Origin of the sequence: Escherichia sp. Lx600-2 (assembly GCF_036662595.1) — a bacterium.
Taxonomy (GTDB): domain Bacteria; phylum Pseudomonadota; class Gammaproteobacteria; order Enterobacterales; family Enterobacteriaceae; genus Escherichia; species Escherichia coli.
The window spans coordinates 1-16,209 of the sequence record NZ_JAYQWM010000002.1 but is presented as its reverse complement, the minus strand read 5'-3'; the positions used below and the strand labels follow the sequence as shown (position 1 = coordinate 16,209).

15 protein-coding genes are annotated in these 16,209 nt (G+C 49.8%); 5 read left to right on the top strand and 10 right to left on the bottom strand.

All coding sequences use genetic code 11. The features are described from left to right. Positions 1-35 precede the first annotated feature (35 nt). The 3 genes from yqjG (at position 36) to OQV04_RS00760 (ending at position 2,278) form a co-directional block, all read left to right on the top strand. Positions 36-1,022 (top strand): glutathionyl-hydroquinone reductase YqjG, encoded by a 987-nt coding sequence (yqjG, locus tag OQV04_RS00770; RefSeq protein WP_032281632.1) that lies wholly within the window; start codon positions 36-38, stop codon positions 1,020-1,022. 292 nt (positions 1,023-1,314) lie between these two features. Continuing rightward, the gene (locus tag OQV04_RS00765; RefSeq protein WP_000384145.1) at positions 1,315-1,680 is read left to right on the top strand and encodes a DUF805 domain-containing protein; all 366 of its coding nucleotides are present in this window, start codon (positions 1,315-1,317) and stop codon (positions 1,678-1,680) included. A 241-nt stretch (positions 1,681-1,921) separates the two neighbouring features. Beyond that, entirely contained in the window at positions 1,922-2,278 is a 357-nt protein-coding gene (locus OQV04_RS00760; protein WP_001198807.1) for a DUF805 domain-containing protein, read from the top strand. 50 nt (positions 2,279-2,328) lie between these two features. Here OQV04_RS00760 and yhaJ read toward each other — a convergent pair whose 3' ends face one another. Next, positions 2,329-3,225, bottom strand: coding sequence for a DNA-binding transcriptional regulator YhaJ (yhaJ, locus tag OQV04_RS00755; RefSeq protein WP_001041009.1), 897 nt, complete (start codon positions 3,223-3,225; stop codon positions 2,329-2,331). Between the two features lie 104 nt (positions 3,226-3,329). Here yhaJ and OQV04_RS00750 point away from each other — a divergent pair, with 104 nt between their 5' ends. Together OQV04_RS00750 and yhaL are read left to right on the top strand one after the other, a co-directional pair. Further along, positions 3,330-4,031, top strand: a complete 702-nt coding sequence (locus OQV04_RS00750; protein ID WP_000633576.1) for a pirin family protein — start codon at positions 3,330-3,332, stop codon at positions 4,029-4,031. A 22-nt stretch (positions 4,032-4,053) separates the two neighbouring features. After that, positions 4,054-4,218, top strand: coding sequence for a protein YhaL (yhaL, locus tag OQV04_RS00745; RefSeq protein ID WP_021577985.1), 165 nt, complete (start codon positions 4,054-4,056; stop codon positions 4,216-4,218). 133 nt (positions 4,219-4,351) lie between these two features. Here yhaL and cyuA read toward each other — a convergent pair whose 3' ends face one another. The 9 genes from cyuA to tdcA form a co-directional block, all read right to left on the bottom strand. Continuing rightward, complete coding sequence (gene cyuA / locus OQV04_RS00740; protein WP_000460514.1) at positions 4,352-5,662, bottom strand: cysteine desulfidase; 1,311 nt, start codon at positions 5,660-5,662, stop codon at positions 4,352-4,354. Between the two features lie 27 nt (positions 5,663-5,689). Next, the gene (locus tag OQV04_RS00735; RefSeq protein WP_032281633.1) at positions 5,690-7,021 is read right to left on the bottom strand and encodes an amino acid permease; all 1,332 of its coding nucleotides are present in this window, start codon (positions 7,019-7,021) and stop codon (positions 5,690-5,692) included. A gap of 274 nt (positions 7,022-7,295) precedes the next feature. Continuing rightward, positions 7,296-8,660, bottom strand: a complete 1,365-nt coding sequence (gene tdcG / locus OQV04_RS00730) for an L-serine ammonia-lyase (RefSeq protein ID WP_032288294.1) — start codon at positions 8,658-8,660, stop codon at positions 7,296-7,298. Positions 8,661-8,731: 71 nt separating this feature from the next. Next, entirely contained in the window at positions 8,732-9,121 is a 390-nt protein-coding gene (locus tag OQV04_RS00725) for an enamine/imine deaminase (protein ID WP_000719990.1), read from the bottom strand. A 13-nt stretch (positions 9,122-9,134) separates the two neighbouring features. Beyond that, entirely contained in the window at positions 9,135-11,429 is a 2,295-nt protein-coding gene (gene tdcE, locus OQV04_RS00720) for a 2-ketobutyrate formate-lyase/pyruvate formate-lyase (protein ID WP_000861750.1), read from the bottom strand. A 33-nt stretch (positions 11,430-11,462) separates the two neighbouring features. Next, positions 11,463-12,671 (bottom strand): propionate kinase, encoded by a 1,209-nt coding sequence (tdcD, locus tag OQV04_RS00715; RefSeq protein WP_001397428.1) that lies wholly within the window; start codon positions 12,669-12,671, stop codon positions 11,463-11,465. A gap of 25 nt (positions 12,672-12,696) precedes the next feature. Continuing rightward, entirely contained in the window at positions 12,697-14,028 is a 1,332-nt protein-coding gene (gene tdcC / locus OQV04_RS00710) for a threonine/serine transporter TdcC (protein WP_000107723.1), read from the bottom strand. Between the two features lie 21 nt (positions 14,029-14,049). After that, positions 14,050-15,039: a bifunctional threonine ammonia-lyase/L-serine ammonia-lyase TdcB gene (tdcB, locus tag OQV04_RS00705; RefSeq protein ID WP_174784841.1), complete on the bottom strand. Its 990-nt coding sequence runs from the start codon at positions 15,037-15,039 to the stop codon at positions 14,050-14,052. A 98-nt stretch (positions 15,040-15,137) separates the two neighbouring features. Then, positions 15,138-16,076 carry a transcriptional regulator TdcA gene (gene tdcA / locus OQV04_RS00700; RefSeq protein ID WP_000104211.1) on the bottom strand — a complete coding sequence of 313 codons (939 nt, stop codon included), beginning with the start codon at positions 16,074-16,076 and terminating at the stop codon, positions 15,138-15,140. Positions 16,077-16,209: the final 133 nt, after the last annotated feature.

Sequence of the window (16,209 nt, the reverse complement as noted above, 5' to 3'; positions counted from 1 at the left end):
GAAGCTCCTCGTTTTTGCTATTGGAGGAGAGAAAAATGGGTCAACTGATTGACGGCGTCTGGCATGACACCTGGTACGATACCAAATCTACCGGCGGTAAATTTCAACGTTCAGCTTCCGCATTTCGTAACTGGCTCACTGCCGATGGCGCTCCTGGCCCCACTGGCACAGGCGGTTTTATCGCAGAGAAAGATCGTTATCATCTCTATGTTTCACTCGCCTGCCCGTGGGCGCACCGCACGCTGATCATGCGCAAACTCAAAGGACTGGAACCGTTTATTTCCGTTTCCGTAGTGAACCCGCTGATGCTGGAAAACGGCTGGACCTTTGATGATAGTTTTCCGGGAGCAACCGGAGACAAGCTCTATCAACATGAATTTTTGTATCAGCTTTATCTCCACGCCGATCCACACTACAGCGGACGAGTTACTGTTCCCGTGCTGTGGGACAAAAAGAACCACACCATCGTCAGCAACGAATCAGCAGAAATCATCCGCATGTTTAATACCGCGTTTGATGCGCTGGGCGCGAAAGCGGGTGATTACTACCCACCAGCCCTGCAAACGAAAATTGACGAACTTAACGGCTGGATTTATGACACCGTTAACAACGGCGTGTATAAAGCTGGTTTTGCCACCAGCCAGCAAGCCTACGACGAAGCGGTGGAGAAAGTGTTTGAATCGCTGGCGCGACTGGAACAGATTTTAGGTCAGCATCGTTACCTGACCGGCAACCAGCTAACCGAAGCCGATATTCGCCTGTGGACCACGCTGGTCCGTTTTGATCCAGTGTATGTGACCCACTTCAAGTGTGATAAGCACCGCATCAGCGATTACCTTAATCTGTATGGCTTCCTGCGTGATATCTACCAGATGCCGGGAATTGCCGAAACAGTCAATTTCGATCACATCCGTAATCATTACTTCCGCAGCCATAAGACCATCAACCCTACGGGGATTATTTCAATTGGTCCGTGGCAGGATCTCGATGAACCGCATGGACGAGATGTTCGCTTCGGTTAAAAAAAGGCACCTTACGAGGTGCCTCTGATAATTAGCTAAGTGCATGTTGTTCATGTCGGATGCGGCATGAACGCCTTATCAAACCTACAAAACATTTATATTCAATATGTTGCAATGACCGCGCAGGCCAGATAAGCGTAGCGCATCTGGCGATTTTGCGCTTGTCATCAGTCTTAGCGCGCCTTCACAGCACTTTATTAATTCCTTGAACGAATATTTACTGCCATTTCATTCACGTCTATTCTTAATTTGCTGCTTTAAAAACAAGTGATTGAGCAAAATTGAGGCAAAAATGGACTGGTATCTGAAAGTACTAAAAAATTATGTCGGTTTCCGGGGTCGTGCGCGGCGCAAAGAGTACTGGATGTTTATTCTGGTCAACATCATCTTTACGTTCGTGCTGGGGCTGCTGGATAAAATGTTAGGCTGGCAACGCGCTGGTGGCGAAGGCATCCTGACGACAATCTACGGTATTCTGGTGTTTTTACCGTGGTGGGCAGTTCAGTTCCGCCGCCTGCACGACACCGACCGCTCGGCGTGGTGGGCACTGCTATTCTTAATCCCGTTTATCGGCTGGCTTATTATCATCGTCTTTAACTGCCAGGCGGGTACGCCAGGCGAAAACCGCTTTGGACCTGATCCAAAACTGGAACCTTAAAACAAATCTGCTCGCCGGATGTCTGACTCATCCGGCTTTTATCATCATGTTGATGAATGAATAATTTACTAATGTTTATTTAAAATATTTCAATGTCGTTATATAAATTACCTATAAAAAATAACCATGTATTTATCTTAAATATCAAAACCTTTATAACATCCGAAAAAGAAAGATACGAATAGCATTTACACAATACCCGGAATAGACTTTCGTCACTTTTAATTAAAGGGATGTTTTTATGCAGTGGTATTTATCCGTATTAAAAAATTATGTTGGTTTCTCTGGTCGCGCACGTCGTAAAGAGTACTGGATGTTTACTCTGATTAACGCCATCGTCGGCGCTATTATCAATGTCATTCAATTGATTTTAGGTCTGGAGCTTCCATATCTGTCTATGCTTTATTTGCTGGCAACCTTCCTTCCCGTCCTTGCGCTTGCTATCCGTCGCTTACACGATACCGACCGTTCAGGTGCCTGGGCCTTGCTCTTTTTTGTTCCGTTTATTGGTTGGCTCGTGCTTCTGGTTTTTTTCTGCACAGAAGGTACTTCTGGCAGCAATCGTTACGGAAACGATCCGAAGTTTGGTTCAAATTAATCTTAGAATTGGGGCGATATTTCGCCCCTTTTTATTAACAATAATAAATATTATTTTCCGTTAAAAAGTTTGGGAATTTCCCGCAGACACCAGGATTTCGCTTCCCCCATACTGTCACGACGCCAGGCCATAATAATATCGATCTCGCTGGTCGATTCCGGGCTGACGACACGCAACCGCCCTTCCGCAATATCTTTTTCGACCATCGGATACGGCATCGTCGCCACGCCAAGCCCCGCCAGTAATGCCTGACGTTTATCTTCAATCGTGCTCACCGTTAAGCGCGGCTGTTTGTCCAGCAGCTGTACAGTCAACACCGGGCGCTCACGAGCGGTATCCGCCACCGCAATTCCACGATATTTCACACGCGTCACTTCAGATAACGGTTCCGGCTCCTGATGAATCGGGTGATCAGGCGCGGCAACGTAGACGTTCATTAACGTATAGAGCTTGCGCGAGTTGATCTCCGACGAGGAACGAAAATGCATATCCGGCGCGATAACAATATCCGCCCGCCCCTGCTCCAGCCGTTCCCACGCCCCCGCCAGCACTTCTGTGATGATTGCCAGTTGGGTATTGGCTTTTGCCGCCAGTTTGTCGATTAACGGGAAAAAGGCAGGTGTCGGTACCAGCGCTTCGGTCACAATGGTGAGATGCGTTTCCCAACCGCGCGCGAGAGCTTCCGCATCAGTAGTCAGTTTATCTGCGGCTTCCAGCAAAACGCGCCCTCGCTCCAACAACATCCTCCCGACATTGGTGAATTTGGTGCGATGGCCCGAGCGGTCAAACAGCACCACATCCAGCTCTTCTTCCAGTTTTTGCATGGTGTAGCTAAGTGCGGAAGGCACGCGTCCCAGCTCATCCGCTGCCGCCGCAAAACTGCCCCGGCGATCGATCGCATCCATAACCCGTAGTGCTTCCAGCGTTAATGCCCTTTCTTTGGCCATTTCGTTCTCATTCAGGAAATTTGAACATACCGGGCAGAATATCTGGCTAACAATGTAGCGTCCAGCCCCTTACCATAAAAGGAAGTAAAGAGAGGTCAAGAATTATGATTACTACCCGAACTGCCAGGCAGTGTGGACAAGCAGACTACGGATGGTTGCAGGCCCGGTATACTTTTTCCTTTGGACACTACTTCGACCCGAAATTGTTAGGCTATGCCTCCCTGCGTGTGCTTAACCAGGAAGTGCTGGCCCCAGGTGCCGCCTTTCAGCCGCGAACCTATCCCAAAGTCGATATTTTAAATGTGATTCTGGATGGAGAAGCAGAGTATCGCGACAGCGAAGGCAATCATGTTCAGGCCAGCGCCGGTGAGGCGTTGCTGCTCTCTACCCAGCCGGGTGTCAGCTACAGCGAACACAATCTCAGCAAAGACAAACCGTTAACACGAATGCAGCTTTGGCTGGACGCCTGCCCGCAGCGAGAGAATCCGCTGATTCAAAAACTGGCGCTTAATATGGGCAAGCAGCAATTAATCGCCTCGCCAGAGGGTGCGATGGGAAGCCTGCAATTACGCCAGCAAGTGTGGCTGCACCATATCGTGCTCGACAAAGGCGAAAGTGCGAATTTCCAGTTGCATGGGCCACGCGCGTATTTGCAATCGATTCATGGGAAATTTCATGCGCTTACGCATCATGAAGAGAAAGCGGCGCTGACCTGCGGTGATGGGGCGTTTATTCGTGACGAGGCTAACATTACGCTGGTTGCCGATTCCCCACTGCGCGCTTTGCTGATAGATTTGCCTGTCTAGTTGTTTTTACAGGGAGATGATGATGAGTAAAAAATCGGCCAAAAAGCGCCAGCCAGCGAAGCCCGTGGTGGCGAAAGAACCTGCTCGCACCGCCAAAAATTTTGGCTATGAAGAGATGTTGAGCGAGCTGGAAGCCATCGTCGCGGATGCTGAAACGCGTTTAGCCGAGGATGAAGCTACCGCGTAAAGACAGGTTGCCGGATGCGGCGAAAACGCCTTATCCGGCCTACAAAATCCAACAACATTAACGAATTAAACAACCCGTAGGCCGGATAAGATGCGCCAGCATCGCATCCGGCACGATACCCAAAACCTGGCGTTTATCTGGCCTTGCTCGCCATAATCTCGATAATCTGCCGATCCGTTTGCTGCATCGAATGGCTTGCTAACGCACACAGGTTGGCAATCGACTGCTCAACATCATGCGCCACGATCCCTTCATTGCCGGTCACGGCGGTATCATCCAGCGCCATTAACACCGCTTTCCACGCAGCCGAAGCACTGGTCGAAACCTTCATCGCGCAGCTGTTCGACGCACCATCGCAAATCATGCCGCTGACATCGCCGATCATACTGCTGATCGCCATCGAGATGGTTTCATAACGCCCATCCACCAGCCATGCCATCCCGGCGGCGGCCCCCATTGCTGCGGTCGTTGCGGCACACAGCGCAGACAAACGCGGTAACTGGTTATGGATGTAAATTGCGCTCAAATGAGAAAGCATCAGCGCACGCGCCAGCCGTTCATCATCCGCTCCGAAGTGTTCTGCTACCACCACCACAGGCATTGTTGCGGTGATCCCCTGGTTACCCGAGCCGGAGTTACTCATAGCCGGAAGCGTAGCGCCGCCCATACGCGCATCGGATGCCGCGCTGGTACGAATCACAATGGATGAAGAGAGATCTTTCGCCAGCAAACCGCGCGCGCACTGTTTTTCCAGCGTCGCGCCAATATGCAGCCCCCACTTACCGCTCAAACCTTCCTGCGATAACGCACAATTTAGCTTCGCAGAATCGAGAATAAAGCGGATCGCCGCAAACGGGACTTCATTGACGAACTTCAGGATCTCAGCCAGCGTCGTTCTGGAAAGCACCGTCAGCGGAGACTCTTGCTCGCCCTCTGCCACACACGCCTGCTGGGTAAACACCACACCATCGTGCGTCTCAATATGCACAATGTTGGTATGCCCGCCGACGATAGTGACACACGCCCACTTCTCACCGTTCCAGACTTTGGCGCGTGAGAAGAGGATTTCATTGCAAGGTTCCTGGATCTTAACGGAGACTTTCCCCGCCGCCAGCAGTGCTTTGGCATCGGCAATTGCCTGCGCAGTTGCGTCTTTCAGCACTTCCAGCCCGGCGTTGGCATTTCCACCTAACGCCCCCAGCGCCGCCGCAATCGGCAGCCCCACCATTCCCGTGCCGGGAACGGTGACGCCCAGACCGTTCTTCATCAGATTTGGCGAAACCCAGGCTTCTACACGTTCAACCGGACCTTCCAGTTCTGCCGCAGCAACCGCCGCCGCCAGCGCCAGTGAAATCGGTTCAGTACATCCCAGCGCCGGTTTTACTTCCTCCTGAACGGCGAGGATGTAACGCTGCCATAACGGATTTAAAGTCGAATCAAACATATTAAAAACCTTAAAATTTCAGGTAAATCAAGAAAATGCCAGGAACGGAGAAACACAAAGCAACAAACCAGTGACGATAATCAGGTACAGAGACATCCCTTTGTATTTGTGCAATGCCGGTACTTTGTAAACCAGCCACGCCGGGATCAGGCACCCTACCATGCCGAAAATCGGGCTACAGATAGAGGTGAAGCTCAACACCGGTGCGTTCAGTACGATGGCGCTCCAGGCCAGCAAAATGGCGAAAATCATGATGCCGCGCTGAACAAGATTTTCGTTAATCTTCTCGGCAGGCATCTTGCGACGCAGGATGTTCATTACGATCCCTTGCGTTGCTTCGCGAAAGCCTAAATAGACGCCAAAGAATGCAGTCATGACAGCAAAGATATTGAGAATGACGCTGACCACTTTCACCCACGCTGCGCCGTCACCGCTAATAAACTGTGCGGCAATCGCCAGCGCGGAAATATTCTGCTCGTAGGCTTTTACCGCTTCGTCATGTCCCATCGCCAGCGTGAACGACACGGCGTAGAAAAAGACTGTGACAAACAAAATGCCAAACGCGATATTCATTGCCCGCAATGCTTTATGCCGCGCCACTTCAATTGATTTTTCCCGCGAGCGATAAGAGATCACCATCGGGCTTAACGTCTGGATAAACAGAATCGACGTCAAGGTAAACGGCAGCGTAATAATGGCGTTTTTCACCAGCAGCCCCAGCGGCGGTAGCGAACCGACGTTATACAGATGCCACATTCCCACCATCGACACGCCCAGCGCCGCGACCACCAGCAGCTTGGTCAGCACCATGCCAGTCGAAATTTTGAATAACAATTTCTCGCCGCGTGAAGAGATCGCCACCAGAATGCAAATCAGTACCAGACCATAAAAGGGACTGTCTGACAGCAACCCTTCCGTCACGCCGAAGGTATGCAGGTAGGAAGCACTATCGTTGGTGATGGCGGTGGAATAGACGAACATCCAAATCACCAGCATTACGAAATAGAGTGCACCTAACAGGATGCCCCAGTTTTTACCTAAATAACCGCTAATGACGCTCGGGTAATCTTTACATTCTGGTGATTCTGCCAGCGTATTAATAAACAATCGCTGAAACAGATACATTGCCGGGTAACCAATCACCGATGAGAGCAAAAATACCCACAATCCCATCAAACCGACCTGCACCGGGAGAAAAACAATCCCCGCGCCAATCGCCATCCCGATACTCATAATCACCCAGCCGGTGTCAGTACTGTCGAATTTGATCGCTTCTCGCCACTCGCTCTCACTCATTCCAGCACGACCCGCCGGGGTCGAAGCGTCTGCAATGACGCCTTTATTCAATGCAATTTCCATAATTTCTCGCTCAATATTTTGTAGGGCTTATTATTTTTTTCCGAGCCGCATCAAGGCGATATGCGGTCTACGTTTTTGCAGGCGAGTTATTAGAATAAAGAAATGATACGCGCGAGGTCAGAGAAAATCTTCACAATCAAGACTTTGAAATAACGGAGATGGATAAGAATTTTCTACTAAATTAATCGCAAGAGAATATTCATTCTCTATTTGCGGCAGATCACAAAAAAAAGGTGCACATTTGTGCACCCAAGGATGAAAGCTGACAGCAATGTCAGCCGCAGACCACTTTAATGGCCAGTCCTCCGCGTGATGTTTCGCGGTATTTATCGTTCATATCTTTGCCGGTTTCATACATCGTCTCGATCACTTTATCGAGTGAAACACGCGGTGCCGAGGTGCGGCGCATCGCCATCCGCGCGGCGTTTACTGCTTTCACGGCATTAATGGCATTACGTTCAATGCACGGGATTTGTACCTGTCCGGCAACCGGATCGCAGGTCAGTCCAAGGTTATGCTCCATCGCGATTTCCGCCGCATTGCATACCTGCGCCGGACTGCCGCCCAGTAGTTCAGTTAACCCTGCCGCCGCCATTGAACAGGCCACGCCAATCTCCCCCTGACAGCCGACCTCCGCGCCAGAGATGGAGGCGTTCATTTTATACAGCGCGCCAATAGCCCCGGCTGCAAGAAAATAGCGGGCAATTGACCGCTCGTTTACCGGACGACGGAACTTATCGTAATAAGCCAGCACTGCCGGAATAATGCCGCACGCACCGTTAGTCGGTGCCGTTACCACGCGCCCGCCAGCTGCGTTTTCTTCACTAACCGCCAGCGCGTACATGTTGATCCAGTCGATGACATTCATCGGATCGTTAGAGATGTTATCGCTGGAAACCAGTTGACGACGCAGCGCTACGGCACGGCGCGGCACATTGAGCGGACCAGGCAGCACGCCTTCAGTGTTCATCCCGCGTTCAATACCGTCATGCATCACTTGCCAGATACGGGCAAAACCGGCGTCAATTTCCGCTTTACTGCGCAGCGCTAGCTCGTTGTGCATCATCAGGCCAGAAATAGACAGGCCGTTGTAATCACACATTTTCAGCAGTTCACCTGCTGAGTGGAAATCGTAAGGTACGGACGTTTCGACATCGTGCGACAGGCCGAAGTATTCTTCTTCGACAATAAACCCGCCGCCGACAGAGTAATAGGTTTTACTTAATAGCTCTTCCTGTGCCTTCCAGGCAGTGATCCGCATTCCGTTCTCATGGCGAGGCAACATTTCGGGATGGAAGATAATGTTCTTTGCTACAGGAAAATCAACAATATGCGCACCAGATGCCACTGGCAGCCGCCCGCTGCGCGTTACTAACTCTATAAATGCAGGGATCTCATCAATGACAACATCCTGCGGACTGTTTCCTGCCAGTCCCATGATGATGGCGACATCCGTGGCATGGCCTTTGCCCGTCAGTGACAACGACCCGTACAGATCGACCACAATATGGCTCGTCGCGGTTAATAAGCCGCTACTTTCCAGCCGATCAATAAAACTTTTTCCGGCATTCATTGGCCCCACGGTATGCGAACTGGAGGGACCAATCCCAATTTTGAAAATATCGAATGCACTAATCATATCCACACCCTCGGATTGCCGTTCAGTGAAGTGGAGCGGAACGACCTTACGACCGTCCCGCTCACGAGGCTTTACGCACTACGTACTGCGATAGCTTCAATTTCCAGCTTCACATCTTTCGGCAAACGCGCGACCTGTACACAGCTCCGGGTCGGGTAGGTCGCCTGATGCTCATCGAAGAACTGCTTATAGACTTCGTTGATGGTGGCAAAATCATTCAGATCGGTGATGAACACGGTCATCTTGATGATATCGCCCACGCTCAGCCCGGCAGCAACCACGATCGCTTTGACGTTTTCGAGGCTTAAACGCGCCTGATCTTGCACATCAGCCGGGATCTCACCGGTCTGTGGGCAAACCGGAATTTGACCGGAGGTGAAGACCATGCTGCCTAAATCAACGCCTTGAACATAAGGGCCGATTGCGCCTGGGGCACGTTGCGTTTCGATAATCTTTTTCATACATCCTCCGGCGTCAGAGCGCCTGGGTAAAGGTACGTGAAATAACATCCTGCTGCTGTTCACGGGTCAGTGCGTTGAAGCGCACGGCGTAGCCAGAGACACGGATTGTCAGGTTAGGATATTTTTCCGGGTGCTCGATGGCATCCAGCAGCATTTCCCGATTCATTACGTTGACGTTGAGGTGTTGACCGCCTTCGACATCCGCTTCGTGGTGGAAATACCCATCCAGCAGGCCGACAAGGTTGGTTTTACGTACTGGATCTTCTTTGCCCAGCGCCGCAGGGACGATTGAGAAGGTGTACGAGATCCCGTCTTTAGCGTAGGTGAACGGCAGTTTCGCCACCGACGTCAATGAGGCCACGGCACCTTTGCGGTCACGACCATGCATCGGGTTAGCGCCCGGCGCGAACGGTGTTCCGGCGCGACGACCGTCCGGCGTATTACCGGTTTTCTGGCCGTACACCACGTTAGAAGTGATAGTCAGAATCGACTGGGTAGGGACGGCGTTGCGATAGGTTGGCAGCGCTTTAATTTTCTTCATAAAACGTTCAACCAGGTCGCAGGCAATGCTGTCTACGCGCTCGTCGTTGTTGCCGTACTGCGGATATTCACCGTCGATTTCAAAGTCCACCGCCAGGCCGTTTTCGTCACGGATTGGTTTCACGCGGGCATATTTGATCGCAGACAGGGAGTCCGTTGCCACCGACAGGCCCGCGATGCCGCACGCCATGGTGCGATAGACATCACGATCGTGCAGCGCCATCAGCGAAGCTTCGTAGCTGTACTTGTCGTGCATGTAGTGAATGATATTCAGCGCGCTGATGTACTGCACCGCCAGCCAGTCCATGAAGTGATCGAGGCTGTCCATCACTTTGTCGTAATCCAGCACATCGTCCATCAACGGTGCTGTTTTCGGCCCGACCTGAATCTTCAGCTTCTCGTCCACCCCGCCGTTAATTGCGTACAGCAGCGTTTTCGCCAGGTTAGCGCGTGCACCAAAGAACTGCATTTGCTTACCAATCACCATTGGGCTGACGCAGCAGGCAATCGCGTAATCGTCGCTGTTGAAGTCAGTACGCATCAGATCGTCGTTTTCATACTGCAAGGAAGAGGTGACGATCGACACCTGCGCGGCATATTTTTTGAAGGCAATCGGTAATTCTTCCGACCAAAGAATGGTCAGGTTAGGTTCCGGTGCCGGCCCCATAGTGTGCAGGGTGTGCAAATAGCGGAAGGAGTTTTTGGTCACCAGCGTACGACCGTCCAGCCCCATCCCGCCGATCACTTCCGTCGCCCAGATTGGGTCGCCGGAGAACAGCGAATCAAATTCCGGCGTACGCAAGAAGCGCACCATACGGATCTTCATGATGAAGTGATCGATCAGTTCCTGTGCCTGCTGCTCATTGAGTACGCCAGCTTTAAAGTCGCGCTCAATGTAGATATCGAGGAACGATGCCGTGCGCCCCAGCGACATCGCGCCGCCATTTTGCGATTTCACTGCCGCCAGATAAGCGAAGTAGAGCCACTGCACCGCTTCCTGTGCATTCTGCGCCGGGCGAGAGATATCAAAGCCATATTTCGCCGCCATTTCCTGAATCTGCAACAGCGCATGACGATGCTCTGCCAGCTCCTCACGCAGACGGATGGTGGCTTCCAGATCCTCGCCTTTTTCCAGACGAGACTGGAGATCGGCAAATTGCAGTTCGCGTTCACGCACCAGATAACGAATGCCATACAGCGCTACGCGGCGATAGTCACCGATAATGCGCCCACGGCCATAGCCATCTGGTAAACCGGTCAGCACGCCAGATTTACGGCAGCGCAGCATATCCGGTGAGTAAACATCAAATACGCCCTGGTTATGGGTTTTACGCAGATCGGTAAACAGATATTCAAATTCACTGTCCATCTCACGACCATAGGCGTGGAATGAACTTTTAATCATATTAATGCCACCGAACGGGTGTAACGCACGTTTCAACGGCGCATCCGTTTGCAGGCCAACAATTTTTTCCAGCGGCTGGTTAATATATCCCGCATCATGAGCGGTAATTGTGGTGGCAATATTGGTATCGAAATCAACCGGCGCGTGGGTTGCGTTTTCGATACGGATGCCTTCCATTACTTTTTCCCACAATTCCGTGGTGGCAGGCGTCGCTTCGGCGAGAAAAGATTCATCGCCTTCATAAGGTGTATAGTTATGTTGAATAAAATCGCGGACATTAATTTCGCTTTTCCAGTCCGTACCTTTAAAGCCAAGCCATGCGTCGGCGTACAGCTTATCGCTGGTATCAATATCTACCTTCATGAAAAATAATCTCTCTACAATACTTCAACTAAATTATGCAAATTCTGCGGGCGCGTTAACTTTACCTAAATGAATGGCATCCAAAGCAATCATTTTTTCTTCGTTAGTCGGAATAACGGCGCAAATGACATGCGCATTTTCACTGGAAACAATTCGCTCGCCAAAAGAGTTAGATCGATTATTCATTTCTGTATCAATCTCTACGCCTAATACAGCCAAATGTTCCATGACCAGACGACGAATTAAACTTGAATTCTCTCCTATTCCGCCGGTGAATATAATTCCATCCAGCCGACGTAATGAAGCTGCGTGTCCGGCAATATGACGGGCAATTCGGTGAACAAAGGTTTTAATTGCCAGTTGCGCGCGTTCGTGACCTTCATGCCAGGCTTTTTCCAGAACACGTAAATCCGAAGAAAGACCGGAAATACCTAATAATCCCGACTCTTTATTCACTACGCGTTCCAGGTCACCCAGGCTCTGGTTGGTTTGGCTGGCGACCCAGGACATCGCACCAAAGTCGACATCGCCACTGCGGGTACCCATCATCAAGCCTTCCAGCGGCGTCATTCCCATTGAGGTGTCAACACTCTGACCGTTGCGAACTGCGCAGATTGACGCGCCATTGCCAAGATGCGCCACAACCAGGCCGGAGTCATCTTCCGCCAGATTCAGCAAAGAATGTGCGCGCTGGGAAACATAGCGGTGCGACGTGCCGTGGAAACCATAACGGCGTACACCTAACTCTTCATAATATTTCCACGGCAGGCCGTATAAATAAGCTTCCGGAGCCATCGTCTGGTGGAAACTGGTATCAAATACCGCCACCTGAGTTACGCCCGGGAATAGTTGCTGCGCCGATTCAATACCACTTAAATTGGCGTAATTATGCAGGGGTGCCAGTGGAGAAACGCGACGGATATTATCAATGACTTCATCGGTAATAATGGCGGACTCGGTAAAAATACTGCCGCCGTGAGCGATGCGGTGGCCAATTAAGGCCACACTGTCATTTAAATTCCGTTTTTCCAGCTCAAATGCAATTGCCTTCAATGCACCTTCGTAGCTGTGGTGAGCCAGCGGTGCTGGCTCTCCCCCATTTACGGATAAGAATGCATTTTCCGAGTTAATACCGTCGGCAATACCTGACATTAATACTTCACAGTCGCTGGCATCGAGTACGGAAAACTTAATCGAAGACGAACCACAGTTAATAACCAAAACAACCGGAAATTCATTCATCTCTTTTCTCATCCTGAGTTACGGATTAAAACAGTTTGTATACGATGTTCAGGATGGTCAGCAGACCAATCACGGTAACAAACACGTTATCCAGACGACCACGGTATTTCGCCAGAGACGGCGCTTTACGGATGGCATACATCGGCAACAGGCACAGCAGGGATGCGATAATCGGTGCGCCCATGGCTTCAATCAGGTCGAGGATGTTCGGGTTGGCGTAGGCAACAACCCAGGTGGAGCCCATGATGAAGATCATGCTGATAGTGTTCAGTTTACCCAGCGACACTTTAGTTTTGTCGCCTTTATAACCAAACTTCAGGACCAGGCCATTCAGACCTTCCAGCGTTCCCAGATAGTGACCGAAGAAAGATTTGAAGATAGCCACGAGTGCGATGATGGAAGCCGCATATTCCAGTGTAATCGCGAACGTTGTTTTGGTACCGGTCATGGACGCAAAGTGGTTAGCCAGATAAGAAAGCACTGGAATATTCTGCGCTTTGGCTTCCGCCATGTTGGCCGGAGACAGCGTAAACAGGCAGCTAAAGGCAAAGAACATCACCACTGCAACCATCAGCATGCTGGCACGAGAAATGATTTGGGAACATTTACGTTCGGTGAAGTCGCGACCGAAGTCTTTCTCATACTCTTCACGTTTAGAAACCACGAAGGAAGAGACGATTGGCGAGAAGTTAAAGGAGAAAACCATGATGGAAATCCCCAGCCAGACAGTGATCAGGATACCGTCATGACCGGTTAACGACAGCGAACCGAGGTCAACCTGGTCGATAACTGCAGAGTTCCAGTAAGGGATCAGCGACAAAGAAATCAGCACCAGGCTGGCGATAAACGGCCATACCAGGTAGCTCATCACTTTAACCATCAGATCCTTACCAAACCAGATGACGAAAGCCATCAGCAGCAACAGGAACAGCGCCACAAAGCCGCGATTCAGCGGTGCAAAGCCGAGCTGGTTTTCCCAGAACGTCATAAAGGTATTGGTAATAGTAACGCCATAAATCCACAGCAGTGGGCAAATCGCGAAGAAGTACAGGAACGTGATAACCACGCCGCCAGTTTTACCAAAATGCTCTTCCACCGTTTCCGTAATGTTGCCGGAAGGGTTAGAGCCAGAAAGACACAGACGCGCCAGCGCCCGGTGGCAATAAAATGCGATGGGGTATGCCAATACCAACATCAGAAGAATCGGGATCAGTCCGCCAAAACCTGCGCGGATAGGGAAGAACAGCACCCCGGCGCCGATTGCCGTACCAAACAAGCCTAACGTCCATGTGGTATCTGATTTACGCCAGGACGATTGTTTTGTCTGGCTGGATACAATGCTATCTGAAGTACTCATATCCTATCCTCAACGAATTAATTAAGCGTCAACGAAACCGGTGATTTGAGAGACGCGAGAAAGATCGATATTGCCGCCGGAAATAATACTGACGGTTTTTCTGTTTTGAATATATTGGTCTAATTTACCGCTTAATAATGCAGCACATGCCAGAGCGCCTGCGCCTTCGGTGACGACTTTATTGCGCTGAATTAAGGCAATCATACTGTTTCTGATTTCGTCTTCGCTGACCAGCACGATGTCATCGACTAATTCACGAACGATTTCGTAAGTTAAATTACCCGGGCGGGAGACATCACAACCATCCGCCAGGGTGCCGGTAGTTCGGTGCGTGGTTATTTCTCCGGAGTGGAAAGAAGCCGCCATGCCGTGAACGTTTTCAGACTGTACGCCAATAACACGAATGGTCGGGTTAATAGATTTAATTGCCACCGCAATACCAGCAATTAAACCGCCACCACCAATTGGCACAATCACGTTATCGACATCATAGAGATCTTCCATAATTTCCAGACCAATCGTTCCCTGGCCAGCAATCACTTTCGGATCATCGTAAGGTGGGATAAAAATACGGCCTTCCATTTCGACAATTTCGCTCACTTTAGCGATAGTGTCGTTGAAGTTATCACCATGCAGAACGACTTCTGCGGAGTAGTCGCACGTTGCCGCTACTTTGGATTTTGGCGCACCTTTTGGCATCACCACTTTACCGTCGATACCCAGCATCGCGCAGGAGAGGGAAACCCCTTGCGCATGGTTGCCCGCAGAACAGGCCACCACGCCTTTGTGTTTTTCCGCATCGGTCAGTGAACTTAATTTATTAAATGCGCCACGAATTTTAAATGAACCCGTACGCTGCATATTTTCAAACTTCAGGAATATTTCACCTTTGCAACGTTCACTAAAATAGTTGGAGCGAGGCATGCCTGTTTTATAAATTCGCCCAGCCAGTCGTTGTTTCGCTTCAATAATGTCATCAATAGCAACCGGCAGATCGTATGTAATATGCATTATAAAACCTCTTCGCCTGAATTAAATATGTAGGTAACCGTAACCGACACCTGCAAGACAGACAGGTGGATTATTTATGTTTAAATAAAAACAAATAACTAACCAACTTCTATTAATTGCCTTCGTCTACACCCATTATAAGATGAATACTCTTTGGCTAATTCCACCAAAACCGATGCTGCTTTTTTAATACGATAATTTTTCGACCATACCGCGGCATATTGTGCCACAGGTAATGTTTCTTCAACCGGAATAGTAATAAATTGATTAGAACCAAAAGGTGACGTCATATCACAAGGAATTACAGTTAAGAAATCAGCATTGAGAACAAGATTATAAATTGTCACGACTGAGTCGGTTTTAACGATGTTTTCAATACTGATGCCATTTCTTTGTAACGTAGTAAGCAGTTCGCTGTAGTACCCCATATTAGTTTGTGGCAACACCCACTGTTCGTTCTTCAACGACTCCAGCGTGGTGGTGCCGGTGCATGTTCGGGACTTACTGGCTACCAGCACAAACTCGGACTCGAACAGCGGCTCAACATGTAAATCCTGAAGCTTCATTTCTGCACTTAACGTACCAATCGCAAAATCCAGTCGACCGTCGCGGATTGCCGGTAAGAACGAAGACAGTTGCGCTTCATACATAGAAACCTGCGCTTTCGGGAACACCTCTTTGAACTTGTTGATCATCCCTGACATAAAAGTAAAACCAATCAATGAAGGAAAACCAAATGAGACTTCCACCACCGCCTCAGAAGACATACCGCTTATCTCATTAACCATATTTTTCATTTCACGGGTAATGGATTCGGAACGGGAGAGTAACAATTGACCGGCAGGTGTTAATGTTACACCGGTATTTTTCCGCACCACTAATTCCACACCAAAATAATCTTCAATATCGTTAATGATTTTACTGACGGCCGGTTGAGTTAACCCTAATTCTTTTGCAGCCGAGCCGATAGAACCACTTCTAATGACTTCCTGAAAGACTACCAGGTGCTGCGTTTTCGGAAGAAGAATAGTGCTCATAACGACCTACGTTAATTACCTCATTGACGGCATGAAGTGTATCAAAATGAAATGAACAGGATATGTGCGACCACTCACAAATTAACTTTCAATACTTTCCAGGGTATCGTCATGTCAATTAAATACCTTTAAA